The organism is Chryseobacterium candidae (genome assembly GCF_004916905.1).
GTDB classification, from domain to species: Bacteria; Bacteroidota; Bacteroidia; order Flavobacteriales; family Weeksellaceae; genus Chryseobacterium; species Chryseobacterium candidae.
The window spans coordinates 203958-229880 of the sequence record NZ_SDLV01000031.1 but is presented as its reverse complement, the minus strand read 5'-3'; the positions used below and the strand labels follow the sequence as shown (position 1 = coordinate 229880).

General features: G+C 38.1%; 22 protein-coding genes. All 22 read left to right on the top strand.

Features of this window, described 5'->3' with window-relative positions; translation table 11 throughout:
• The first annotated feature begins 66 nt into the window (after positions 1–66).
• The 22 genes from EK417_RS16065 to EK417_RS15955 all read left to right on the top strand — a co-directional run bounded on the left by EK417_RS16065 (position 67) and on the right by EK417_RS15955 (position 25920).
• A complete protein-coding gene (locus EK417_RS16065) occupies positions 67–720 on the top strand; it encodes a ParA family protein (protein WP_136522712.1) in 654 nt (217 codons plus the stop codon).
• 38 nt (positions 721–758) lie between these two features.
• Positions 759–1295, top strand: coding sequence for a hypothetical protein (locus EK417_RS16060; protein WP_136522711.1), 537 nt, complete (start codon positions 759–761; stop codon positions 1293–1295).
• 117 nt (positions 1296–1412) lie between these two features.
• The gene (locus tag EK417_RS16055; protein ID WP_136522710.1) at positions 1413–1733 is read left to right on the top strand and encodes a DUF4134 domain-containing protein; all 321 of its coding nucleotides are present in this window, start codon (positions 1413–1415) and stop codon (positions 1731–1733) included.
• Positions 1734–1736: 3 nt separating this feature from the next.
• Positions 1737–2051 (top strand): DUF4133 domain-containing protein, encoded by a 315-nt coding sequence (locus EK417_RS16050; protein WP_136522709.1) that lies wholly within the window; start codon positions 1737–1739, stop codon positions 2049–2051.
• Positions 2023–5103, top strand: coding sequence for a TraG family conjugative transposon ATPase (locus tag EK417_RS16045; RefSeq protein ID WP_136522708.1), 3081 nt, complete (start codon positions 2023–2025; stop codon positions 5101–5103). The genes EK417_RS16050 and EK417_RS16045 overlap by 29 nt, the downstream gene beginning before the upstream one ends.
• Positions 5090–5743: a hypothetical protein gene (locus EK417_RS16040; RefSeq protein WP_136522707.1), complete on the top strand. Its 654-nt coding sequence runs from the start codon at positions 5090–5092 to the stop codon at positions 5741–5743. Before EK417_RS16045 ends, EK417_RS16040 begins: the two co-directional genes overlap by 14 nt.
• Before the next feature lie 10 nt (positions 5744–5753).
• Entirely contained in the window at positions 5754–6476 is a 723-nt protein-coding gene (locus EK417_RS16035) for a hypothetical protein (protein WP_228457953.1), read from the top strand.
• 47 nt (positions 6477–6523) lie between these two features.
• Positions 6524–7192: a hypothetical protein gene (locus EK417_RS16030; protein WP_136522706.1), complete on the top strand. Its 669-nt coding sequence runs from the start codon at positions 6524–6526 to the stop codon at positions 7190–7192.
• 4 nt (positions 7193–7196) lie between these two features.
• Positions 7197–8030, top strand: a complete 834-nt coding sequence (locus tag EK417_RS16025; protein ID WP_136522705.1) for a hypothetical protein — start codon at positions 7197–7199, stop codon at positions 8028–8030.
• Between the two features lies 1 nt (position 8031).
• Complete coding sequence (locus tag EK417_RS16020; protein WP_136522704.1) at positions 8032–9366, top strand: TraJ family protein; 1335 nt, start codon at positions 8032–8034, stop codon at positions 9364–9366.
• A gap of 10 nt (positions 9367–9376) precedes the next feature.
• The gene (gene traK, locus EK417_RS16015; protein ID WP_136522703.1) at positions 9377–9991 is read left to right on the top strand and encodes a conjugative transposon protein TraK; all 615 of its coding nucleotides are present in this window, start codon (positions 9377–9379) and stop codon (positions 9989–9991) included.
• 1 nt (position 9992) lies between these two features.
• Entirely contained in the window at positions 9993–10343 is a 351-nt protein-coding gene (locus EK417_RS16010) for a hypothetical protein (protein WP_136522702.1), read from the top strand.
• Complete coding sequence (gene traM, locus EK417_RS16005; protein WP_136522701.1) at positions 10340–11554, top strand: conjugative transposon protein TraM; 1215 nt, start codon at positions 10340–10342, stop codon at positions 11552–11554. Before EK417_RS16010 ends, traM begins: the two co-directional genes overlap by 4 nt.
• A gap of 4 nt (positions 11555–11558) precedes the next feature.
• Positions 11559–12428: a conjugative transposon protein TraN gene (traN, locus tag EK417_RS16000; RefSeq protein ID WP_136522700.1), complete on the top strand. Its 870-nt coding sequence runs from the start codon at positions 11559–11561 to the stop codon at positions 12426–12428.
• A 168-nt stretch (positions 12429–12596) separates the two neighbouring features.
• Complete coding sequence (locus EK417_RS15995; RefSeq protein ID WP_136522699.1) at positions 12597–12797, top strand: hypothetical protein; 201 nt, start codon at positions 12597–12599, stop codon at positions 12795–12797.
• A complete protein-coding gene (locus EK417_RS15990; RefSeq protein ID WP_136522698.1) occupies positions 12797–14785 on the top strand; it encodes a type IV secretory system conjugative DNA transfer family protein in 1989 nt (662 codons plus the stop codon). Before EK417_RS15995 ends, EK417_RS15990 begins: the two co-directional genes overlap by 1 nt.
• A 4-nt stretch (positions 14786–14789) precedes the next feature.
• The gene (locus EK417_RS15985; RefSeq protein WP_136522697.1) at positions 14790–15674 is read left to right on the top strand and encodes a M23 family metallopeptidase; all 885 of its coding nucleotides are present in this window, start codon (positions 14790–14792) and stop codon (positions 15672–15674) included.
• 12 nt (positions 15675–15686) lie between these two features.
• The gene (locus EK417_RS15980; RefSeq protein ID WP_136522696.1) at positions 15687–16397 is read left to right on the top strand and encodes a hypothetical protein; all 711 of its coding nucleotides are present in this window, start codon (positions 15687–15689) and stop codon (positions 16395–16397) included.
• A 62-nt stretch (positions 16398–16459) separates the two neighbouring features.
• The gene (locus tag EK417_RS21320; RefSeq protein WP_181446083.1) at positions 16460–18547 is read left to right on the top strand and encodes a hypothetical protein; all 2088 of its coding nucleotides are present in this window, start codon (positions 16460–16462) and stop codon (positions 18545–18547) included.
• A gap of 69 nt (positions 18548–18616) precedes the next feature.
• The gene (locus EK417_RS15965; protein ID WP_136522695.1) at positions 18617–19297 is read left to right on the top strand and encodes a hypothetical protein; all 681 of its coding nucleotides are present in this window, start codon (positions 18617–18619) and stop codon (positions 19295–19297) included.
• The gene (locus tag EK417_RS15960; protein ID WP_136522694.1) at positions 19290–24455 is read left to right on the top strand and encodes a helicase-like domain-containing protein; all 5166 of its coding nucleotides are present in this window, start codon (positions 19290–19292) and stop codon (positions 24453–24455) included. Before EK417_RS15965 ends, EK417_RS15960 begins: the two co-directional genes overlap by 8 nt.
• A 244-nt stretch (positions 24456–24699) precedes the next feature.
• Positions 24700–25920 (top strand): hypothetical protein, encoded by a 1221-nt coding sequence (locus EK417_RS15955; RefSeq protein ID WP_136522693.1) that lies wholly within the window; start codon positions 24700–24702, stop codon positions 25918–25920.
• The last annotated feature ends 3 nt before the right edge of the window (positions 25921–25923 follow it).

Below are 25923 nucleotides of genomic sequence, written 5' to 3'. Positions count from 1 at the left end.
CCTATAAAAAAATTAACGGACATCTTTAAAACCGATAGCCATTGACCAACAGCTAACAACCCAACTATGATTATCACCTTTGCCACCCAAAAGGGCGGAGCGGGAAAAACCACTCTTGCCATTGCATTTGCCAATTACCTTTGGGAAACCTCACAAAGGAAAATCAAGGCATATGATTTTGACTTTCAGAAATCTTTTTTCAACAAATGGAAAGAGGACGAAAATTCAGAGCTGCCCAGGCTTTATGAAGTAGAACTCATCGGAGACGATGAAGAAGAGCAGCCTTTTGCTGATCTGGAAAAAATTATAAGCCTTAAGGAAAGCGAAGAAATATACTTGTTTGATCTGGCAGGCACGCTGGACCAAAAATATAGTGACTTACTCATTTACAGTGATTTTATTATCATTCCTTTTGAATATTCCGATGTATCAGTAAAATCGACCCTGGTATTCAAAAACCTGCTGGGTCTACTCGAAAGTGAAGCAGAGCGGATCTTTATCCGTTCCAAATATGACAAAGGCTATAAATATCTCAACCAAAAGGAGATGGATATCGAGATCGCCAAATACGGAACCCTGATTGAAAACCCTGTGTACAAAAGGAACTGCTTGCAAACGATTAATACGAGGAAGCTTACCTACGAACAGCGATACGCCATAAAAAAGCCATTCAACAAAATTATTGAACAAATAAGCGGCGTCTTACAAATTACCTTGTAGAGCAGATTCCTAAAGAAAAACAAAATAAAAAATGAAATATGATAAAGTATTCACTCATCCTTTTAGCAGCTTATTTCCTGTATTATGCCGGAAATATCCTGTACGACCTTTTTTTAAAAAAAGAAAAGATTACTCACGTCGATCTGACCGAAGAATTTTCACTGGGTGGTTTTGCACAAACTGATGCAGAACCTCCAAGCCGGATTGGAATTGAAGATGTTGAAAACGTCAGTACCCCCAAATCCTTTTTGAAAAAAGAACTTGATTTCCAAAAACTATCTTCTACCAACCAGCAGCCGGATTTAGAAGAGATGAGAAAGCGATTTGAAGCTGAGCAGGATATTGACTATATGACTGCACCGGTGAACGATACCAAATCAGCACCAGCAGAAAAGAGCCCATCCGATAACACAAACCAACCTCAGGATATGCCTGTCAAAGCAGAAGAATATCCTAAAAGGGAAAAGGCTGAGCCCAAAAAGTCCCATTGGAAAGAGCTTTTGAATTTATCGGAAACCACCGTGCAGCTCGTGGCTAATTACGGTGGCCAAAAGGTCTACCACTCCGTCATTTAAGCAGTAAGGAACACTTCAAATTGACCCAATATCATCCTGTCAACAGATACGGATAGCATACCCCTTATGCCAATTCCTAAACACAAAAATCTAATTCTAAACCAATAATTAATCATTATGAACAACAATTTAAAACGCCATGCAGCAGTAAAAAAGATATTGACTGCATGTATGATTCTTCTTGCTGTCGCTCCCGTATTTGCCCAGGGCGGAGCAACAGCCATCTCCAATGCAGCCAATGACATTAAGGACTATTGGGACCCCATCAAGCTGATTCTGAAAGCCGTGGGCGGATTGGTCGGCTTTATCGGAGGTCTTAGAGTGTATAACAAATGGACTAATGGAGATCAGGATGTTAACAAAGAAATCCTGGGGTATGGCGGAGCCATGATCTTTCTGATTGTCGTTCCGGAATTCGTCACCTCATTCTTTGCGTAAGCTATGGGATTCTACCTCTACAAGGGGCTCAAAAAGCCCCTTGTATTCTTCGGACTCAAAGGAAAATACATTTTCTATGCGGTGGGTGTTATCGGAGCCGGAGTCGTAGCCGCACTCATATTATCCAGGTTCGGATTACTGGGTTCCTTACTGGGCCTTGTAGCCACCGGAGGCGGTGTTTACCTCATTTTCAAAAGACAGGATACCCTTGGCCTTTATGATAAGACTAAAAACTTCGATCAGATTTTCATATTTCCTAAAAGGTTGGACAATAAAAAATTTTTGCAGCATGGCAACAACAAAAAAACAGGCATTTAATATTCCTTTCATCGGGTATGATTATGGAAAAGATCACCATTGGGATTTTGATGTTCTTTTCGGGCAGTACGGAAACCCCATCATTGGCATTAAAATCAGGAATATGGTGGAACAATATTCGGCAGATCCGGATTATTACCTTCATTTCCATACGGTCTTGAACCAGGTGGTAACCATCATCGGGGAGGGGAGAATTGTTCAGAAGCTTGATATTTTCTCAAAAAAGAAATATTCAGCCGAGCCTTCTAAAGAGTTCCTCCAGCAGAAATATTCCGAGCATTTTGACGGGAGGCTTTTTAAAACCATTGAAACGATGTTGCTGTTTACGGATATTATTGATGATAAGCTGAAAAAGAACAATAAGCATTACGGATTTTCTGAAAAGAGGTATAAAGAGCTTCGGGATAAATGCCAGAAGGTGTGTATGCTTTTAAAACAAAACGATTGTGAACCGGAATTTCTATTTGAGAAAGATTTTGAGTATTATATTTCCGGAGTTTTATCCATGCAATTTTCGGGTACCCCGTCTTTTGACAATCTTAAAAGTACCAATGAATATTTGCAAATAGGCAACCGGTTCGTTAAAAACATCTCTTACGTCGATGTGGAAAATATTGATCTGCCCTCTGAAATAGAACCTTATTCCATACTGGGAGGAAACGGAGCTGCCGCAGAAATGGCAGTGGATAATTTTACCTTCATCAATGAACTGGAAGATTACGAAACCATTATCTATAATCAGGTCATTACCATTCCACATCAGGCACAGCAGCAAAGGGAACTGGACAAAAAAAGGAAAAAGCACGAAGGAGCGGCAAATAACTCTCCATCCAATGCCATTATTGCCGAAGAAATCCAGAGCCTGTTACATCATATTGCCATAGACGGCCAGCTTATTGTTAATGCCCATTTTTCTATTCTGTTTTCAACAAACACTTTGGAAGAAATGGAAGGGACACAGTCCCTGATTGAAAATAAGCTGTTTACCAAAGGGATTATTGTCTCCAGAAATGCCTATAACCAGCTGGAGCTTTTCCGGGCAGCCCTACCGGGCAATGCTACGGAACTTAGGGAGTATGATCTGTTTATGACGACAAGCGAAGCGGCGCTTTGTTTTTTTTTTAAAGAAAGCTACCCCATGAATGAAGAAAGTGGCTTCTACCTCAGATTTACCGACCGACAGGGCGTTCCCCTAAAAGTTGATCCCTCGGATTTACCGATGAAAACCGGAAGAATCAATAACCGTAACAAGTTTGTGCTGGGACCCAGCGGTTCAGGTAAGAGCTTTTTAATGAATAATATCGTGGAGCAATACCTTACATATAATTATGATGTCGTGATCGTGGATACCGGAGATTCCTACTCGGGAACCTGTCAGTATAAAGGCGGAAGATATATCCAGTATACGGAGGACAAACCCATTACGATGAATCCTTTCCTGATGGACCAAAAAGAATTCAATATTGAAAAAATAGAGTTTTTAACTAACCTGATCTTTTTGATCTGGCAGGGAGCTGATGCTACGATGTCCTCCGCACAGAAATCCATATTAGATAATGTCCTGATGTCGTATTACCACCAGTACTTTAATTCGGGAACGAAGTGGTACAAAAATAAAACCTCGGAAGAACTCATTCTCTATTTAAGCAAATATAATATTCATGAAGAAGATGTTTACGCAGTATACGAAGAGCAGTCCAGGGGACAACATACCTATTATTATATTCTGGGAATTGCCTTTGATGCTGGTTTTGATGAAGTGAAAGAAGCCTTTAGAAAACTGGCTATTGAATACCACCCCGATAAAAATCTGAATAACCCCGATTATGACAGCGAGAAATTTTATACAATCTATGAAGCTTATGAAACCCTGAGTGATGAGGAAAAACGTAGAGCTTATAACGAAACCCAGCTGATTCTTATTCAGGCTAATGAAATCATACAGCAGCCCAAAAACGCTGGAGACTGGGATGAATCCTTTAGGAAAGCTCTGATCAAAAAAATCAAGGAGCTGGAAGAAAAACTTGTTATAAAAGAACTTTCCTTCAATGGGTTCTATGAATATTGCGAAAAATTTCTTCCTCTTTACCTGAATAATAAAAAGCATAAAATTAGAGAAACGGAGTTTAACCTAAGAACATTTCTATTTGTATTAAGGGATTTTTACAAAGGCGGACGTTACGGAACGACCCTAAATAATGAAGGAGACAATAGTCTCTTTAATGAGCCTTTGATCGTATTCGAAATTGATAACGTGAAGGAGAACCCAAAACTTTTCCCCATCGTAACACTCATCATTATGGACACTTTTATTCAGAAGATGAGACTGAGAAAAGACCGTCGCAAAGCCCTGATCATCGAAGAAGCATGGAAAGCTATCGCCAGTAAGCTGATGGGAGGATACATTTTGTATTTGTATAAAACCGTAAGGAAATTCTGGGGGGAAGCGGTGGTAGTTACCCAAGAACTGGACGATATTATCGGGAATGCCGTCGTAAAAGACAGCATCATCAATAATTCCGACACGTTTATTCTTCTTGATCAGACCAAATTCAAGGATAATTTTGACCGCATAGCGGCTCTGCTTTCCCTAAATAAAGTAGAACAGAACAAAATCTTCACGATCAACAACTTAAATAATAAGTTCGGGCGAAGCCGGTTCAGGGAATTTTATCTCAAACGGGGATCCAGGGGAGAGGTGTATGGCAACGAAGTGGCCCTCGAGCAATATCTGACCTACACCACGGAAAAACCCGAAAAGTCGGCAGTTGAATACTACGTTGGGCAGTACGGAAATTATGATAAAGCCTTAGAAATTTTTGTAGAACAGGTGAAAAGCTTCGGGGATGATATGGGAAGTATGGTTTCCTTAGTAAACCTCTATCAAAAGCCTTTGGACTCAAAAGTCCTTGCATTCTACCACGGACTAAAGAACCGGAAGGTGAACCTTGGTAAAAATATTTTCAAAATCATCTCCCAGGAATTGGAAGATCATAACATCAGCCTTTCGGAATTAATCAATAAACAACTGCATGAATATGAAAACGTTTAGCTTACTATTTTTAGGATTTGGAAGTTTATTATATGCCCAAAATACCTACATAGACCCTACTGTAACAGCAGCGATGATCCTGTATTCAGAAAACCTGAAAGCAAAGCAGAATGAAGTTATAGATGAAACTTCCAAGCTGAAAGATGCCCAAACCTGGGTAGGAACCCAGATGGTAGCGGCCAACGATATTCAGAATAAAATACTCAAAGGTTTAAAAGAAGTTTCCGGAACCCTGCAAAACGGGATTCAGGTCAAGGAAATTTATACGGAGCTCAATAAATGCTATGGGTATTCTTCTGATGTCGTTCAGTTGGCTTCCGCCCATCCCCAATATGCCATTTTCGGGGTTAAAGCCTCGCAAAAAACCTATGAGCAGAGCCTGAAAATCGTAACGGATGTATCAGACATCCTGGCTTCAGGAGAACTGAACCTCGCTACGGCAGGAGACCGCTATAAGATACTGCATAACATCTCGGGAAACGTAAAAAATCTAAAGCTGTGGCTGTTGGCTATCAAGCTGCGATTGGAAAAAGCCAACAGACTGGGATTCTGGAACTCCATTAATCCCTTTGCGGGCTATATCAACACGGATAAGGCCATTGTTGAAGACATTATGAATCGGTACAAACGGAATTTTTAATTTTTTTAAGATGAAATCGAGTAACGAGATTCGCCGACCTAATGGAGGCAAAAAGAATTTTTTTTTAAGCGTATTCATTCCGATGGCTTATATCGTAATCACTTCTTCCGGAGGCGGCTCCACGCCCGCCTGGCAAAAAGAAAATGTTTCCTTTCCAATGATGGACCTGGAAATTAGTGCCACGATGAAAGAGCATGACAGGCAAAAGGAGATGCGGCAAAACCAGACGCTGAATGCCGGAATTGAAACGGTCAATAAAAACGAATGGAACAGCTTCAAGGATAAGGTGGTTAAAATACAGGACAGACTTAGGATTGTTTCATTTGCCTTGCAGGCGATTCCAACAGGAGTAGCGATGAGCCGAGAAATCAATAAGATCACTCAAAACCAGGTGGCCATTATTGACGAAATCAGTACCGCACCTTATTCCATTGCAGCAGTCCTGCCTTCCGCAGTACAGTATGTGGATGATTTACAGATGGTAACACGCCTGATCACCGGTATTATCCTCTCTTACGGAGCAATCAATCAAATGGAAAAAGCGGAACGCAAGATTTTATTGGACTATGCGCTGGGTGAAGTCAAAACCCTGAGCAGGAACTCAACCCATATGCTTTTAAAAATACGGGATATTAAAGCTAAAGTACTGCGCAATAAAAGAGCTTTCCAATATTATGTCAACAGGGATAAACAAGTGGTAGAAAACATTATGAAGAACATTAAATCCTTTTAAGAATGAAATCGAAGATTAGCAAATACCATAATGAAAAAAATAAGGATATGAACAAAAAAATACTAACCCTCGGAATTGTACAGCTTTTTACGATTTGCGTAAAAAGCCAGCAGATTGTGATCAATGATAAATTGCTGTCCCAGATTACGGTCAATCATGGCGTTCGATTAGGGAGTGAGCAGGCTTTTTTAGACTCTTATGAAAAGCAAAATGAATTATATAATGAGATTAAAAATAAAACGGCCCAGGTGATTGCCATTCAGGAATATATCTACCAGCAGCTTAAAAATGTCAATTCAGCCCTTACCCAAAGTAAAAAGCTCATCTATCTCTATCAGTATTTAGGAAAAATCGTAAGCAACTCCAAAACCATGCTGGATTTGTCCATGCAGCATCCGGAATATGCCGTGCTGATTTCAAAGTATTATGCAGCCATAGGACAGCAGGCCATAAAGCTCCAACAGGAGGTCACGCAGGATATCCTGAACGAAAACAAAGATTTTCTCATGGATGCAATGGATCGGGAGATGCTTATTGAAAAGGTCCTGACAAGGGTCAGAAATATCAACGGTAATATTCTCTATATCATTTTACGGCTACAGAACGCCAAAAAGATCCCTTACCTCTATCAGGTCCCTGTCCTTAGGAATTATATCAATATCGACAGAGCCATAGTGGGAGACATTATTCAGAAACACAAATACATTTTTAACTAAAACAATGGAAAATTTATTTATAAAATTAATCAGGCTGCAATTACTGCTTGTAGCTGCTGTCGTTTCCGCACAACTGAGTGTAAAACGCCTCAATGACCCTGCCATTGTCGCTCAGCATAAGCGAATGGTTTTTGAAAGCTGGGGAGACTGGCGACCGTATCCTAAATATTTCCTGGGAGTTCAGACCAATTTTGCCTATGCCACGGTATGGGGGATGTGGGCTCCCAAGATCAACAGGGATTATAAGGACGGAGACGACATTAGGCCCTTAAAACCTACGGGAGTACAGAACCAGCGATTTGCAGAAGTGAAATACGAAGAAGAAGAAGAAGCCAAAAAAATAAAAGCAGCTTCCGATACCATTTATAAAAGGAGTGTCCAGGATTTTGCCCATTGGACTTCCGCTACCATAGATGCTGATCCACTTTGGCTTTTGTATTACAAACGAATGTTAAAGCCTATTACTGAATTTCCTGATATCCCGCAGAATTTTATGGAATGGAGGCTGAAAGACCAGCAAAGTTATGAAACGCTTAATAGTATAGGAACATTAAAAAGGCTTCAACAGGAGCTGGATATGATCAAGGAAAAATATGCGATGTCCCGGTCTATGGATATGCCGAGAGGAAAGCGCTTCCTGATGTATCACGAAACCCTCCTTCGTTGGAGAAAATTTGTTCAGGAATTAAGGAAGCATAATAACAAGACGACCCTTCTTCTGGATTATAAAAATATCCTGAAAAATCATTCTCCTTATGCTTTGCCTACAGCCTGGAGTCCGTTGTCGGACGGACAGGTCGTTCAAAATATTATGAATCAATACAAACACCGATATTAAAATGAATAAAGCAGTAACCCTATGCTGTTGCCTTCTGGCTCTTTTATTGCCGGTGATGGGCTTTGCCCAGACCGATGGCGATTACAGCAATTTACTCCAGTTCCTGAAAGGCGACGGAGCTTTTGAGAAATGGTTCATGGAGGTCTTTACCAAGCTGGATACCAGTGTTCAGGATAATGCTAACGATACGGCATTGGTTGGAAAGGCCATTGGCGGATTGGGGGCTTTGATGTACCTCGGGTATATGGGATGGCAAATGGCTGCCGGAGACCGGGAATGGGAGATTACCCCGATGCTGAAGCCTATCCTGATCGGGTTCACCCTGATCTACTGGACGGGATTTGTCAATCTGATACAGGCTCCCTTTGAAGCTATCGCAGAGCCGGGAATCAGTATTTTCAGTGATATAGAATCTGAGGTTAATGATCTTCGGGTGCAGCGCTTCAAAAAACAACAGCAATTGCTCGATGCCATCATCAAGCTGAAAGCAGATGAAGATGCCAAGCAGGAAGTTATTGAGAATACCGGACAGGATGCCGATGATTCGTGGTTTGATATCAGTGAGGGCTTAGATAAACTTATACAGCCCATCAAGGAATGGCAGATCAGGATGCAGTTCCAGATGCAAAAATTGGTGGCTGAAGTGATTGAGTTTATCTGCCTTTCCATTCTGAGAATTTGTGTCTACCTGATTTTCTTTATTCAGAAGATCTGGGCGTACATCCTTATTATATTAGGGCCGATTGCGGTGGGTATGGCTCTTGTTCCGGGATTTGAAAGTTCCTTCTACAACTGGGTTTCCAAATTCATCAATATCAATCTCTACACTTTTGTGGCGTATACCATCATCAACATTGGCCAGCAGCTTATCGCTTCCGGCTATATGATGGAAATAGAAAGATATGACACCCTTTTAACAAACGGAACGGTGACCAATTTAGATGCCTTACTGGTCTATGTAACTAATTCGGGAATGATTTATAACCAACTTTTTACGTGCGTAGCTTATATCGTTACCGGAATCGGGGTTCTGATGACCCCTACCATTGCAGATACCATTGTATCAGCAGGAGGAGCCGGAGCCATGACCAAAATGAAAAGTGCCATAGGCAAAATGGCTGGCAGCGCTAAAACTGCGGTTCTGGCTGTTAAAACCGGAGGTGCTTCTGTGGCTGCAACAGCTGCAAAATCTGCGAAATCCGGTTCTGCATCCGGTAGGGTGAGCAGTGCAATGAACAATAATAGAAGTACTGGTAATAATAGTATTAACAATTGCAGTGGGAACAGTAACCGTAATAGCAGCGATGGTCATAACAGTAGTAGCAATAATAAATAATAAATTAAAAATGCTTATCAAAAATATAGAACAAAGAATCAAGGTGAATAAGGTGGTTTCACTTTCTGCCATTGCCTTTGCCGTTTTTATTGTCATTGCAGGATTTTTCTTCGCTTATAAAATGATTGAAGATTCCAGGAAATCCATTTACATCCTGGATAACGGTGTCCCGGTTTTGGCAAAGCAAACCGATGTTTTACTTAACAGGCCCGTTGAATATAAAGCTCAGATTGAACTGTTCCACCGGTTATTTTTCACATTGGCTCCTGACGATACCTATATCAAGGATAATATTCAGAAATCATTGTACCTGATCGATGACAGCGGAAAGAAAGAATACACCAACCTTAGGGAAAAAGGCTTTTATAACCAGATCATTGCTTCAAGTTCGATGGTAAGCATTCATACCGATTCGGTTAAGCTTGATATGGAACAAAAGAAATTCGCCTTTTTCGGGAAACAGATGATCACAAGAAAATCATCCGTCATTACTCGAAAGCTCATCACCGAAGGTTTCTTTGAGGATATTATCCGAAGTCCCAATAACCCGCATGGAGTGATCCTTAAAAACTGGCGCATCCTTGATAATGAAGAAATTTCCAATCAAACCAAAAATTCATACTAATATGAACTCTATATTCAAACACACCAGACAAAAATGTCTGCAATGGATTGTATATCATCCTAAAAAGTTTTTTACCTATTCGATGATTTTTCTGTCAATATCATTCATAGGTTCTCTGATCCAGGGAACTTTCTTTCCCAGCGAGACAGTATTTACCATTAAGCCGCCTGTCCTTTATTCTAAAAATCAGATGTCTCAGCATTCCACTGTAAATAACGAGAAAGAGATGAAAAAAATTGTGGAAGAGCTGGGGACTTTGAAAGTAAAAAGAGACCAAAAACAGTTACAGAAAGAGGACAGCCTGAGGATTGAATATTTGTATAACCAATTTCAAAAATTAAAAACTCAATGAAAAAACTTGATTTCAAACAGAAGAAATACATCCTGCCTCTCTTGGCACTACCGTTTCTGCTACTTTTTATATATGTAGGCACCCAGTTCGCCAAAGAAGAACAGCCCAAAGAGAAGCCCAAAGAACTCTCCATTTCCCTTGGGGAGTCGCAGGATTCGATTATGAGTAAGAATGATGCCTATGACGCATTTTTCAAAAAAGAAGATAACAGGACGATGCTTGAAGGGTTGGACAAAGAAAAGGACAGCTTGCTAGACTACGAAGACCAGCTATCATTAGCTCAGAAGAGAAAAATAGATTCGCTCAAAGCGGTGTCAGGAAGACAAAACAGGTATCAGTCGAAAGGAAATTTATCTTCTTACTATAATCCGAAAAAAGAACAGAATGACGACGGGGATTACAAACGATCTTCAGAAATTATCCGGATGCTGAACGATAAATCCTATGGCAAACCGGAAAGTGACTATGCTTCAGAGCATTCAAAAGCAACTCCTCAAACTCCTCAACAAAACCCTGATCCGGTCAAATACCTGAAACAGCAGATGCTGGTCATGGATTCTTTGGAAAAAGCAAGAGACCCGGAATACCAAAGTAAACTGGCAGCTGAGGAAAAGCTGAAAATGAGTAAGGAAAAAATGGAAGAATTCCTTAATTCGACCTTCAATGTCAGCAAATCAGGGATCAACAGCGAGTTCAATGCTTTTTACAAAGAAAAGGAAAACAGCTTTATCAAAGCAGTTATTGATGAAAACAACAAAGGGTATTTGGGGAGCCGGATCCGGCTGAGATTATTGGAGGACATCTTTGTCGGGAACAAAAAGCTCAGCAAAGGGTCCATACTCTATGGGCAGATCTCAGGATTTGCGATGCAAAGGGTTAATCTCAGTATCGTATCTGTATTTACCAAAGGAGAAATTTACCCGGTCAACTTATCGGTTTACGATGTCGATGGAATGAAGGGGCTGTATGTTCCGGAGAGTATTTTCCGGGATATGATGCGGGAAATGGGGAGCAATTCCGTACAGGGAACGCAGATGGATATGGGCGGACAGGGATTTTTCACCAGTATTGGCTCTAAACTGTTTACATCCACTTCCAAGTCCATTGCTAACCTGATTAAAACCAACAAAGCCAAATTGAAATACAACTCTTATGTATTCCTGATTGACGAAAAACAATTGAAAGATTCACAAAACCAACAAAAAAAATAAAAAAATGAAAGCCATATTGTACACATTACTGATTTTCATAACACAGCTTTTTACGGCACAAACAGCCACTAAAGAACAGCTCATTTCGGATTTACCGGAACTCGAAATTACCGAAGGTATCAGTCTTCATATTATTTCTCCGGAACCCATTCAATATGTGGACCTCTCCACCCAGCAGCTCACAGGGGATTTACCTTCAACCCAGATTGCACGGGTTAAAATTGCCGATAAGCCTGAAAGCACCGACAAAGAAAAAAGTCAAAATCTATTTCTACACTATAACGGAGATCAAATCGGGGTGATCACGGTGGTGGGGCAATCTTTTATTGCGCAGTACAAAGCTATTTACAGAAATTCTGAAAACCTGAATACCGTTACCAATATCCATATTCAGCCGGAGGAGATGCAGCCCATCGAGTTTGATACAATGGCTTTCTCCAATCTTGAGCTTAGAAAATTTGCGATGGACATCATTCAGAAAAAATCAGAAAAAAATCCGATCCGGGAAGAGAAGAATCTCGGGCTCAGTGTTCAGCTTAATAATGTCTATGTCATCAGCGACTATATATTCCTGGATATGACTTTTAAAAACAGTTCCAACTTAAGTTATGATATCGAAGCTTTGAAATTCTCCGTAGAAGATAAAAAGATCCATAAGGCGACCAACAACCAAAGTATTGAAATGACTCCGGTATTTCAACTAAACCCTCAAAAGCATTTCAGGAAGAATTTCCGGAATATCTATGTGTTCAAAAAATTCACTTACCCGAACTCTAAGATGATGATGATCCGGCTGATCGAAGAACAGCTCTCAGGAAGAACCATCGAAATGAAGGTCAATTATTCGGACATTTTAAAAGCCGATACTTTGTAAACAATTACTATTATGGACAATTTTATAACTATCGCAATCATAGTATATGGACTCATGCTAATTGCAACTGTATACTGCTGTGTTTGTCTCATCATTTTTGGAAAAAAATGGAACCAATATGCAAAGGATTAGGAGCAATTATTAATCTTTAAAAATGAGTTTGAGAAAATGTCTGAAGAGGCAGGCTACTCTTACATGATTGAAAGGCTAAAAAAAAGAGGATATGAAATCAAGAATCAATTGAATCTGTTGAAGACTGATCTGGTTACAATACAGGAACATTATGAAAAATTGCAACAGCAGAAGCGGAATCATAACCAGTCTGAGAAGGAGCCATCACTGGACAATTTTTTTGAAAACTATTCCTAATGCAAGAACAACAACATCAGATCAAAATCTACGGATTCCTGCAAAAAGTGGTTTATGCCGTCGTAGCGCTGGATTGTGCATCGCTATTTTATCTGCACGCCAATATTCCGGTGGTTTCCAACTTATTGAAGAATTTTTCGAGAATGAGCTTCATTTATCCTCCTGTCAATGCTAAACTGGCGACACTCATTCTGATAGGATTGGTGGCGATCGGAACCAAAGCTAAGAAAAAGAAATACCTTAACATCGCTATGGAAATAGTCGTTCCTATGGTATTGGGGCTGGTGATGATGTTTTCCTCTTTGGTTTTGGAGGATAAAGCTGGAAATCCAAACTTCCCTAAAATCTTTCCGGGAATGAACATCTATCAGGCAGTTTATGCCTTGCTTTCGTTTCTGGGAGCTGTTATCCTTCAAATGGGAGCTGACAGTATTTCCAAGCTGATGCAGCAGAAAATGGGAAAAGACCGCTGGAATGTGGAAGAAGAATCTTTTGACCAAAATCAGGAGTTGGTAGAATCCGACATGATGATTAATATTCCTTATTTATTTAGGTATAAAGAGAGAAGCAATAAAGGCTGGATGAATATTAATCCTTTCCGGGGGACGATGGTGATTGGCGTGCCAGGTTCAGGAAAATCTTTTGGAGTGATCAATCCCGCCATCAGGCAGATGATTGCCAAAGGTTTTTGTCTCATCATTTACGATTTTAAGTTTCCCGACCTGGCGCAGATTGCCTATTACCATTATTTATTCAAAAAAAGTAAAGAATCAGGTTATAATTACAATTTTTATGTTATTAACCTCAATGAAGTGGAGAAATCCAAAAGAGTCAATCCTTTCAAAAAAGAATATGTAAAAACATTGGCCGAAGCACAGGAAATGGCAGAAGCAATGGTATCTTCTTTACAAAAAGGCAGTACCAGTTCCGGAGGCGGTGCTGACCAGTTCTTTACCCAATCCGCAATTAATTTCCTTTCATCCTGTATTTATTTTTTTGCGACCCACGAAAACGGAAAGTATTCGGATCTGCCTCATATTCTTTCTTTTATGAACCGTAGCTATAAAGAAATTTTTGATACACTTTTCGGTCACGAAGAACTGTATTCTTTATTATCGCCTTTTAAATCAGCCTATGATAACAAGGCTTTTGACCAATTGGAAGGGCAGGTAGGAACATTGAAGATTTTCCTGTCGCGACTGGCTACCAAAGAAAGCTTTTGGGTGTTTTCAGGGGATGAAGTGGAACTCAAAATAACAGACCGGAACAATCCTTCCATTGTTATTTTAGCATCAGACCCGGGAACTCAGGATATCAACTCCGCTTTGTATTCTTCGGTACTCAACAGGACTTTAAGACTGATCAATTCAAAAGGCAATCTCCCCGGAGGAATCATTGCCGATGAATTTCCGACCATTTATATCCACAAGATAGACAATGTGGTGGCTACGGCAAGGAGCAACAGGGTTGCTGTTTTGCTCGGGCTTCAGGAACTTCCACAACTTCGTCAGTTCTACAAAAAAGAAGTGGCAGATACCATTTCTGCCATTGTCGGAAATATCCTGTCCGGTTCTGCAAGGGATAAAAATACGCTGGACTGGCTCGAAAAATTGTTTGGAAAAATAAAGCAGAAGTCGTATTCGCAGTCCATTTCCCAGCAGGGTACGACGACAAGCATTAATGAGAAAATGGATCATATGATTCCCGCCGGAAAAATAGCGGCACTCAAAACTGGAGAAATGGTAGGAATGATTGCCCAGGGAGAAGAAAATGATACCGAAGAATACAAAACCTCCGCTGTGAACGGTAAAATCAACCTGGATATGAAAAGTATAAAAAAAGAGGAAGCGGAACTTCCGCCCATGCCTAGCTATTATTCTTTTGTTGATAAGGCAGGAGTTAACCGCAAAGAAGAAGTTTTAATGACCAACTTCAGGAAAATCAATAAGGAAGTGGAGTTAATCGTCAGAGAATCAGTAAAAGCATAATGTTATGAAGAGTAAAGTAATTGATATCCGGATTTATAGGATGATAGTTGCAATGTTTCTGTTTGCAGGCAGCTTTACGTTTGCCCAATTCAATACATTAACACTTGTACAGGCCCAAAAGCCGGAAAATAAAATCCGTATAGAAACTGCAAAAGAAGAGAACTCTCCTGAGCAAAAAAATAGAAAAAATTTCTGGGAGAGAATCTTCAAAACGACGACAAAGACGGATTTAAAAAATGAATTGGATTCCTTGAAAACCCTTATGAAAGGATATCGTCAAGAGAATAATGACAGAAAAGCACGATACGAAAAAATGAGAGATTCCTTACTAATAGCCACTAAGCTTAGAGCCGAACTGAAAAAAGACCCTTTAAAAAATCAAAGTTCTCAGGCTTTATATGATTTTGTAGAGGAACCTAAAGGATCTTTATCAAAAATCGTTATGCCTTTAGCGGGTAAGATGATAATCACTTCTTCTTACGGTACGCGGGTTCATCCTATTTCCGGAGCCCGGAAAATGCACAGCGGTATTGACCTGAAAGCATATTATGAAAATGTACATTCTGTCATGGACGGAATCGTAACGGCAGCAGGCTGGGATCCGCGTGGCGGGGGCAATTATATTAAAATACGACACTTTAACCGCTTTGAAACCGCTTACCTGCATCTGTCTCAAATTTATTATAGAGTAGGAGAAAGGGTAAAAGCCGGATTTATCTTAGGAAGAAGCGGAAATACCGGAAATTCAACAGGACCTCACCTGCATTTTTCGGTGAAAGAATTTGGACAAAGTATTAACCCTGCTCATTTTTTAAATGATTTAATAAAAGCCACTCATCTCATGGCAGCTTATCATAATAACGATACGGCTCTATACAAGCCCTACTAAAATAAATTAACAATGAAAAACAGCAATTTACCTACAGACGAACTGAAAAAATATGGAATTATTGGTGAAGACCATACATTTTCTAAAAAACTAAGTGCAGAAGATATTCAGAGATTCCTACAGGGATACACCATTGTCGCTGACAACGATAAAAACAGGGCAACTTTTCAGCTCACGGATAATAATACTCAGCTGAAAGTTATCTTCCTGGAAAGGGATAAAAGCCTTCCTGAAATCCTTAAAAACAGTGAAACAAGAATAGAATACTCCGATATCAAGGGGTTCTCAAATAAATTGCCACCGGAGCTTTCGGCGTTGGAAAAGAAAGCATTTATTTTCGATCAGGAAACCGGCAAAGTGGTCGAGTTTGATTTCATCAGGCATACAACAGAGTTGACGGCTATTATTGCTGATCTAAGAGATGCAACTGAAACTAGGCGATATAAAAATGAGTTACTAAAGCTTAAAGGATTCATCCGGAATAAATTGGAAGCGGAACTTCCGCCGGAGATAGCTAAAGAAATTACCAGTGATTTGAATATTATCTCTAAAGAGATAGATACAGTTGATGGAATTCTTGCCAGGCAGTATGATGATTCTCAAAAACAAGAAAAATCTGATATCAGTTTGAATGTAAATGATCCTGATCTCTATCAGGATGCCAACCGAATGAGAGATGAAGAAGAGCAGGAGCGAGAAGAAAAACGAAGGTTTAGAAGATAAATCCTATGGATGCCTCTAATAAACTGTTTCAGAATATATAAATCTCAAAATAAAATTTTAAAATGGATTTATTTGAAGATTACAGCCTTCTTCAGGAAGAATTGAAGGCGGTCTGTGATAAATGGCAGGAAAAAGCAGCGTACTGGGGACTTGATTATAATGATTGTGAGATTTTTCAGAAAGAATGCGAAGCTATCGGTTATACGTTTGATTACGGACTGGATGCCGAACCATTTGATTTACGACCCATCAATTTAGGGCAACAACAATTGCAGGATCATATTACTAACAATCAAAATCCAGACATTATGGGAACAACAAATGATTTAAGCTGGTATGATAAGAATATTACTCCTATAACCCGGGCTTATAAAGATTTTGTAAAAGAAAAAGAAAATATATCACCTGAAATTTTTTTTCAGGATGGTGAGAGAGTCTTTACGGCGAGAGAAATCAAGTTTTTAGCGATTCTTGGGTATAAAAATTCTAAAAATGAAATGAATGTTTCTTATCCTGAAAGGATAGAATCAGTAACCGGTGAAGCAATGACAAAAGATATCAGGAATGAATCTGTTAAAGATAATCTAAGTTTTGATCCCGGTACTCGAAATGTTATACAAGAGAATTTAGGTATTGCAGAGAACAGAGCATTGAAGCTTGATGAACTCAAGGATATGCTTAATAAGTACTATGAAAAAGAGCAGGAAAATATGTTTGATTTTACCCATCCTAAATCTATTAAGACGTTGGAACTGGCATTATTTCTTCAAAATGCAGATGAATCGTTAAAGAAGGAAGTTCTGACATACATTTTTACAGAACCGCCACTACAGCCTGATTTTTACGACTTCATGGATGATTCTTATGATAGGGGAGAATCTTTTTATGAGAAAGCAAAGGAATCCTATAAGATAAAGATAGATAAATATAACCTTTTTTTAGAAAATGCTTATTCAGTTTTTGACAGGTACAATTTTGATATTCATATGGTCCATAAATCCAATGTCGAAAGTGCACCTGATGCATTCAAAGTCTTAGTGCATGACCTGTCTAATCGGTTTTCTGCTGAAACTAAAGCTACCATTAAAGCCATTAATATAGATCAATCAGTAATTCATGCTAATAATGATAGGAAAACGTATGAAATAACATCGTCCCCTCAAATGGAAAAAAATAATCCCCATGTGGAAACTACCATCGAAGGGTATAGCAGCAGTGAATTAATGAATCTGTCAGATGGCGAATTAGAAAATCTGTTAAAGCTAAAGAAAGAACAGTATAAAATAGAACAAGTGAACGATGATATCATTGCTATGTCTTTTATTGATAGTGAAATAAAAAGACTTCTGGCCCTGATTCATCATAAATCAATTAATAACAATCAAAATCCCAACATTATGGAAACAACAAAAGAATTCGATCAGGTTCAATACCTAAAAGACCAGTTAAAATACCTTGGCTTTGGCGAAGATTCAACACTTCACGAAGATTTGGAAAAAGGTATTGAGTCTCCCAAACAGCAGTTTGAAATCAAGGCAGTCTCAGATAAGGCACTGTCCGGAAATACCGTAGACTTTGTTTTGAAATTCAATAAAAGCGAAAATGGAGGTGCTTTCTTTAATTCTTACCTGGCAACGCTGAAAAATGAAAAAGATGAAAGTTTTTCCCACAATTTTTATGTGAGCAAAGAAAACACCTTTACTGCTAAAGAGGCCGTTAATCTGCTGGAAGGGCGTTCCGTGAAAATAGAATTTCACAATCCGAAAACAGACCAGGTGGAACCTGCCTTTGTTAAGCTTGATTTTAAAGAGCCCAAGACCGAAAAAGACAATTATAATTTCCAGAATTTTTATAAAAACTATGGTATTGATACCGCAGAAATTGTAGAAAAATCCAATTTGGTCTTTGCTCAGCCTGAATATAAGGAGAATACGATAAAATCTTTGGAAAAAGGAAACGTGGTTAAGGTGAAATTTGAACTGGATGACGGGGTTATAGAAGGAAAAGCAGTTCTTAATCCCCAATATAAAAACCTGAACCTATATGATATGGATATGAACAGGATCAATACCAACAAACCTTTACAGGGTTTGGAAGATGAGAGAGAACATGATAAAGCCAATGTAAGAGAGCAAAGCATCAAACGATAAAATTTCCTACCTATTATCTGAAAGCGGTAAGTCTGATGATGATTTGCCGCTTTTTTAAAATCTACCCATATGAAAATACACTTAATACTGCCATACCTGCTTTTTCTTTTCACTATCAGTTCCTGTCACAAAGAAATCAAATCCGAGAAAGGCGGAATTGATTTGATTTCCAATGTCTATTTTGATGCATCCAAGGGACTGGATAATATGCAGAGTTTTCATGTCTCGAAAATAAATTATTCTCACGATCAGCTAATAGAATATGTTCCGGACCTTTCATTTCCTGAAATTAACAGACAGGTGTACTATATCAGGGACTCACTTTGTTATCCTATTCACCCGATGGAGCGCGATCTTATCTTTTCTGATCTTTCCAGAAAACAAAAGCCTCTTCTGGTTTGGAAAAAGAAAGAGGGAGCAGTGTTTTCAAAAGCATGGATTCCCAACTACAGGAACAGAAGAAACCTGCCAGACACGGTTTTATTCCATAAGAAATACAAGCGATTTGAAATTAATTCTCCCTGGACGTATACAAGATTCTATATGTATCCGACAGATACCATTTTACCTTATTCACTGTACAGACATGCAGAAAAAGACTATCATGGACGGTTGGAACGTATTGATTCCTATAATAAAAAGGATGACGTTTTTGTAACGCTTCAATTACTGCCCAGAAAAAACTGGGATGATACTGCGAAAGAAATATTTGAATTTAATCATTTTGTAAAAAAACGGGAAAGTGAATGAAAATCAGCTAGCATATAACATCGATGATATTTCCGTAATAGAAGGGAATAAAAATGAACTGATTGTTTTTAACAGCAGTAAGGACAGGGATTCGTTTCTGGAACTGTTGAAATTAAATAATCAGAATAATAGCAGAACCCTTGTTGCCCTTCATTCCGGTGCAAATACCAAAAAGTTTATGAACAGGTATCAGAACTATGAGGGGAAAATATTCCTTTGCCTGGATGGAGATCGGATAGGAAATATAATGACCCTGAAAATCCTTAATGAATTAAACGGGAAAAATATAAAGGACATCCGTCCCTTATATGGAATCTCAGAAAACGGTAATCAAAGCCTAAGTGAGTATTTAGAAAACAAACTAGATCTTCAAAATAAAAATACTATTTTAGTCGAACCAAAAAATTCAGAAGATGCAAACCTTAATAATAAACGAAACGGAATTCCCAACACTCAGCACGTGGGATCCGAACTTTCTGAACGAAATTCTGGAAAGCCTCTCCAAAGCAGCCAATCCGGGCAAAACGGAAATCACCCGGGAGGACAAGCTATGGGCAGCCACCATGCTGGAAATGGATTTGAAGGCACAAAGCGGAGCGATTTGGGAAGCGGAACAAGAGGAAGATCCAATGACAGAGCACAACCGCAAAATGATGAAGAAAATGAAGGAAGAAAACATTCCGTGGGCGGAATCGTATCCGGGAGAGCTTTATCCAATAGATCAGGATTAGATTTATCCCATAAAAATAATGAGGATGTAGATATTCTCGTTTCAAAGTATAGCGGTCAGAAGCTGACCAATGAGCAAGTTGCGGAAGTGGTTTCCGCAGCTTGCTTTGTTTTGGGGAATCACAAAATTTCTCTAAAGGCAAATTTTATTCTGACAGATGAGCTGCAAGATATTTGTAGTCAGTTCAAAAGCGGTGGTACAGCCAAGGAAGGCAGGGGGATTTTAGATGAATACTACACCGATTCAAGGATTGTAGATGCTGTCCGCAATTTAATCAAAGACCGGTTTAAAAACCATCAGGAAATTTCAGTATTGGAACCCAGCGTAGGAACAGGAAACTTTATCTATGCTGCAAAAGACCTAGGAGTAAAAACCAATATTACGGCTTTTGAAATCAACGACACCACAGCAAAAATTGCAAAAATCCTTCATCCCGAAGCAGAGATCCATCTTCGTTCCTTTGAAACTGAATTTATTGATGAGAAAGGTGACAAAAAAGAATTTTCCGAAAAATATGATCTGGTTATCGGTAATCCTCCCTATGGTGATCATCGGGGATTGTACAAAGGGTTGGGTGAAGAGCCGAAAATCTCAAAATATGAAGATTATTTTGTTAAACGCTCTTTAGATTCCTTAAAGCCCGGTGGGATTCTGGCAATGGTGCTTCCATCGGGTTGGCTCAACCGTCAAAACCAATTGAAAAATGTCGAATTGATTGAGGGATACCGTTTGCCTAGTGGTGCTTTTGCCGGAACCGGTATTGGTACGGATATTATTATTCTAAGAAAAGACTCTCAGAAAATTTCCACGGATATTTCCAGTTATTTTGAAATTAATCCCGAGAAAATTCTTGGCGAAACCCGGCAGAAAACCAACCGGTTCGGGCGTCAGGAAAACTATGTCCACGGAAATTTAGAGGAGGCTTTAATAAGAATTGAACAGCTGAGGGGCAAAAAGGAAACCGAAAGAATCGGGAATCTCTTTGAAGATTTATTCCTGGAAGCTGAACAAGAACCTAAAATCACCTTAAAAAATAAGGTTTCGATGGTTCAACCGGAAAAAATTAAAGATTCTGAGCCTGGTGAGATAGATCTTACTGAAGTCCGGGGAAAAGTGGAACAAGTACTTTCATCACTTAATTCTGTAAAATTCAAATCTCCGGCAGTTGTAAAGGAGATTGGTAAGTATACGAAGATTCAATCCCAAATTGCCAGCGAGCCAAAGAAATTCGATCAAAGCCAAATTGATGAAATTCTCCAAAAAGCGGAGAAAATTATTCAGTCTCAAAATGAAAAAAATACAGAGTATAGAATTCAGACCAAGCCGGAGCTTAAAAAAGGAGTTCTAAAGTATCAATTCCTCAAACCCGATGAAATTGTAAATTCTTCGCTTCAAAACAGTTCTGATCTTTCTAAGGCACAGATTGAAGCCTTTAGAGATACCTCATATGACGGAACTTTACATAATCGAGGAAAGCATTATCAATTTGCTAACTACTTAGGTGGAAAATGGGTACATGACTTTTACTATGCCGAAGGGAATATTTATGCAAAGTTGGAACAATTAGAAAGAGACTTTTCAGATAAATATGCTGTTGGCGGAACCGAACATCAATATGAAAAGCAAAAGGCTCTACTGGAAAGCGTTTTACCCAAATCTAAATCCCTTGATGAAATTTATATCAGCCCCAACCATGAATTCATTCATCAATTTAGTTTAGGGACTATTGAAAGGTTACGATATAATTCAATTACAAAAAGTACAGAGCCTGTCACGGAAAATTATACACTTGCAGAGAAATTTAAGGATTTTGTAAGCAGTTTACCCAGTGATGCCTTTGCGGGATCATCGTGGTGGGAAGTTAGAGGCTTTGTGGATAATGAAACGGTTACGGGGAGTGATAAGGAAAGAAATGCTCTCGTCCGTGAAAGGAGAAAAGCTGCTGCTAATGATTTGTTTTATAAATTTTTAAGAGAAGAATTATCGGATGAATTAAGACAACGTTTCGTAAAAGACTTTAACAGAAACTATAATAATATTCATGTTCCTGATTATGCCAAATTCCCTCTTTTTTCTAAAATTCATCTTAATTTCAAAGGAAGAGAATTAAAACTAACCGAGGTTCAGAAAGCAGGAATCGGAAGACAAACTACAAAAGGAGTTGGATTATTAGCTCACGAGGTTGGTTTTGGGAAAACCTTATCCGGAATTTTATCTATGCACGAAGCTATGGAGCGTGGAAATGCAAAAAGACCTTTAATTGTTGTTCCGAACGAAAGTATTCTCAAACAATGGGTGGAAACAATTTTTGAAACCATTCCTCATGCGAAAGTGAATATACTGGGAAACCTGGGTAAAGATTATGATCTCTCAAAGTTTGATAACAAGGACGGAGAGATTACCATTGTGACCTATGAAGGCTTTAATAATATCGGTTTTTCTGAAAATATTACTCAGGAGCTGGCTTCCCGATTTTCTTACATTTCAGAAAGTGAACTAAAAAGTGTTAATTCCATTAGCGAAAGGGATTTTCAGAAAGAACTGGAGAAAGGAAAAGAACTGGAGGGAAAAATGAGGCGTGGTAAAATCTATGATTGGGAAGATTTTGGCTTTGACCATCTTACTTATGATGAAGTCCATAATGCCAATCATATTGTAGGAAAGGTTAGAGTAGAAGACCGGAGATTTGCATCGGATTTCAGGAGCCAGAACCAGCAGACTTCCAAATTGGGAATCAATACATGGATGGCAGCACAATACATTCAGGACAAGAATAATGGAAGGAACGTTACTCTGCTTTCTGCTACCCCTTTCACCAATAAGCCTTTAGAATATTATTCGATTTTATCCCTGATCGCTAATAAACGTCTGGAAGAGTCCGGCTACTTCAATGTCAATACATTTTTTGAAACCTTTATGGAGGCAGATAATGATATGGAAATTGATGCCAAAGGTGATGTGAAATTCAAAGCGAATGTCCGTAGGTTTAAGAATAATTCTTTGTTTCAGCAGCTGCTTTCAGAATTTATTGATATCAAAGGAGAAGAAGACAATCCCGAGCTGAAACGACCTAACAAAATCAACAAGGAATTTAAAATTGAACAAAATGATCTGACGAAAGAGCAATATGATTTACTTAATGAAAGCTTTAGTGAAACGGAGAAAGGAGCGATTCTTACCCATATCCTTAATGCAAGGTTGATTGCCATTTCTCCGTATTTGTCACCTTATTATGATGGAGAAGAGCCTTCAATACGGGAATTTATAGAAAATTCTCCGAAGCTAAGGCAGACGATGCAGCTGATCCGGCAGAATAAAAAAGACATTCCGGATTCAGGACAGATTATTTATTCAGAACTAGCAGTTGCAGAATTTCATAAATTGAAAGAATATCTTGTACAGAAAATTGGCTATAAACCTGAAGAGATTGGAATCATTACCGGAGCAACAAATAAACCTAACAGGTTAAAAATCCAGGATGATTTTAATTCTGGGAAAATTAAAATTATTATTGGCAGCGAAGCTATTCAGGAAGGAATGAATCTTCAGGAAAATACAACCGATCTGTATCTCCTTTCTTTACCCTATAATTTCACTTCTCTACGGCAGGTGGAAGGACGAATATGGAGACAAGGGAACAGGAACGAAAATATCCGTGTCAATTTTATGCTGACTAATGACAGCATTGATGTCTTTATGCTTCAAAAATTGCAGGCTAAGCAGGCAAGATATTTAGAAGCGATGAAAAAAGGGGCGGATGTTTTGGATGTTTCTGACATCAGTACCCAGGAACTCAAAACATCAATTATTACCAATCCAGAAACAAGGGCTAATATTGAAATTGAATTGATGAAAAAACGAATTGAAAGTGAGAAAAACAAACACCTTGCAGATAGTGCCTTTGTATTAAGGAAGTATGAAGATTTTATCAAAGTTCAGGAGGGAGTGACCAAAGCAGAGTATAGTTATAACAGGATTTTAGGGTACTCCAAAGAGGAAGGAGAGGACTCAGAATATTGGAAAAATCAGCTTCCATCTTATCAAAAAACGATAGAGCTGGCAAGAGAAGAAGTTCAAAAAGCAATCCAGCATTTAGCTGAAAAAGGAGTGAATGTTACAGAAATTGAGAAGCAAACCAGGGCTACAGAGGATAAAATTTCTGAATTGGATAAAAAGCTGGAAGAGCTTCCTGGGATAAAAGATAATTTAATTGCTCAATATAAGATAGAAAAAGAGCAGCAGCTTAAAATTAATAAGCATATAGATCATGTAAAAGACAGGGCAGAAGAGAATAAAGATCTATATAATACTTTATTGAACGTGAGTCCTATAAATACTATGGATAGTAAAATCTCATTAGATGTAACATCAAATCGGGAAGAGGCTATGAATTTGGGTAACGTATCGGCTATAACCAGAAAAAGATAAGGAATTAATCAATATTTAATCTGACAGATATAGATTTGAACCGTTTAAGTATTATCTAATTCTCTCAATAAGATATAAATTATCTTATAAAAACACAATTGTTTTTTTAATATTTAATGGGTTTTGTTACCGTTCATTCTATCATTTAATTTGTTACATTTGTCTTTATGCATTAAGAAGTCACTTTTTTGTGAAGAGTAACTATTTTTGCCTCAAATTTTAAAATTTAGAAACCTTCAAAATTATGGTTAGCATCCTAAAAAATGGTGAAAAATTAACTCCTTTTTCTTTTTATACAAGATTTCTAACTGAAGTTGCGTATAATCTAAAGGAATATGAAGATATAAGTTTTAAACTAGTTGAAAATGGTGATACATTAGTTTATGACTCTGATTATAAAATAGAACCTATAACAATACCATTACTTTTAAGTTTGGTTGAACAATTAAGTAAATTTTACCAAAAACCTATTGATTTATCACTATATAATAATCTAGCGACTAAGAATGTGTTAAACTTTTTATATAAAAGCGATTTCTTCTATATTGCCGGAAAAAACAAAAATCCTTATTATCCTAATGGTCGGAACATTCTTAAGTTTAAAGAAGAGTATCTTGGCGATTTTATAAATAAAGATTTAAGGCCGGAGCACAAAGTCCGTTGCTATTCAATTAATGATTATAATTTGTATGCTAAACTAGATAGTTATAAAAAAGAAGATGAAAAAAGAGACTATTTGATTTCTGAATATACCTATATTGTCCGGGATCATTTTCAAGATTTATTATTTGATAATGAAAATACATCTGGTAGTATTGAGTTTTATGTCGAGATCTTAGCTGAACTAATCACAAATGGTGTATTGCATTCAAAATCAAATACATTTGCTTTGATGTTTGTTAATAAGTTTGCTACAAAATTTTCGATCTCGGATAATGGGATTGGTTTAATCCAATCTTTAAAAACTAAAAGTGAAGACAACTTATACAAATCGCTTGAATTAATTTCACGGTTACAAGAAGTCAAAATTTTAAGTATCAATTCTAAAATTTTAGAAAACTTAAATTTTATTTTTGAAACACTATATTATTCTTCACTTAAAGATAGAAAAGGGTTATTTGATCTAATGGTGTCAGTTGTTCTCAATTCAAATGGATACTTTAGATTACATTCAGAAAATGCCCAGATTATTGTATCAAATAGAATGCAAAAGGAGCTGACTGAACTTAATAATCTTAGAAATCAACTATTTAATATTCATAGAGAAATATTAATAGATGGAGTTTCTTTAGAGTCTCGGCAAGGCACAATGGTATCAATAAAAAACTCCATACTTGAACATTTTATTTTATTATACGAAAACATCTGCAACAAGTATAATGAAGATTATAAGTATTCATCGATAAGATTTTTTAATGTGAAATTTAGAGGAGTGCATATCGAAGTGGAAATTCCAAATAATTAGAGT

Coding starts and splice junctions, on each gene's coding strand:
- EK417_RS16065 (WP_136522712.1), top strand. CDS start 67: ATGATTATCACCTTTGCCACCCAAAAGGGCGGAGCGGGAAAAACCACT.
- EK417_RS15980 (WP_136522696.1), top strand. CDS start 15,687: ATGAAAAACAGCAATTTACCTACAGACGAACTGAAAAAATATGGAATT.
- EK417_RS15965 (WP_136522695.1), top strand. CDS start 18,617: ATGAAAATACACTTAATACTGCCATACCTGCTTTTTCTTTTCACTATC.
- EK417_RS16030 (WP_136522706.1), top strand. CDS start 6,524: ATGAACAAAAAAATACTAACCCTCGGAATTGTACAGCTTTTTACGATT.
- traK (WP_136522703.1), top strand. CDS start 9,377: ATGCTTATCAAAAATATAGAACAAAGAATCAAGGTGAATAAGGTGGTT.
- traN (WP_136522700.1), top strand. CDS start 11,559: ATGAAAGCCATATTGTACACATTACTGATTTTCATAACACAGCTTTTT.
- EK417_RS16060 (WP_136522711.1), top strand. CDS start 759: ATGATAAAGTATTCACTCATCCTTTTAGCAGCTTATTTCCTGTATTAT.
- EK417_RS16020 (WP_136522704.1), top strand. CDS start 8,032: ATGAATAAAGCAGTAACCCTATGCTGTTGCCTTCTGGCTCTTTTATTG.
- EK417_RS15995 (WP_136522699.1), top strand. CDS start 12,597: ATGTCTGAAGAGGCAGGCTACTCTTACATGATTGAAAGGCTAAAAAAA.
- EK417_RS21320 (WP_181446083.1), top strand. CDS start 16,460: ATGGATTTATTTGAAGATTACAGCCTTCTTCAGGAAGAATTGAAGGCG.
- EK417_RS15985 (WP_136522697.1), top strand. CDS start 14,790: ATGAAGAGTAAAGTAATTGATATCCGGATTTATAGGATGATAGTTGCA.
- EK417_RS16025 (WP_136522705.1), top strand. CDS start 7,197: ATGGAAAATTTATTTATAAAATTAATCAGGCTGCAATTACTGCTTGTA.
- EK417_RS16035 (WP_228457953.1), top strand. CDS start 5,754: ATGAAATCGAGTAACGAGATTCGCCGACCTAATGGAGGCAAAAAGAAT.
- EK417_RS16045 (WP_136522708.1), top strand. CDS start 2,023: ATGGCAACAACAAAAAAACAGGCATTTAATATTCCTTTCATCGGGTAT.
- EK417_RS15990 (WP_136522698.1), top strand. CDS start 12,797: ATGCAAGAACAACAACATCAGATCAAAATCTACGGATTCCTGCAAAAA.
- EK417_RS16040 (WP_136522707.1), top strand. CDS start 5,090: ATGAAAACGTTTAGCTTACTATTTTTAGGATTTGGAAGTTTATTATAT.
- EK417_RS16010 (WP_136522702.1), top strand. CDS start 9,993: ATGAACTCTATATTCAAACACACCAGACAAAAATGTCTGCAATGGATT.
- EK417_RS15955 (WP_136522693.1), top strand. CDS start 24,700: ATGGTTAGCATCCTAAAAAATGGTGAAAAATTAACTCCTTTTTCTTTT.
- EK417_RS16050 (WP_136522709.1), top strand. CDS start 1,737: ATGGGATTCTACCTCTACAAGGGGCTCAAAAAGCCCCTTGTATTCTTC.
- EK417_RS16055 (WP_136522710.1), top strand. CDS start 1,413: ATGAACAACAATTTAAAACGCCATGCAGCAGTAAAAAAGATATTGACT.
- traM (WP_136522701.1), top strand. CDS start 10,340: ATGAAAAAACTTGATTTCAAACAGAAGAAATACATCCTGCCTCTCTTG.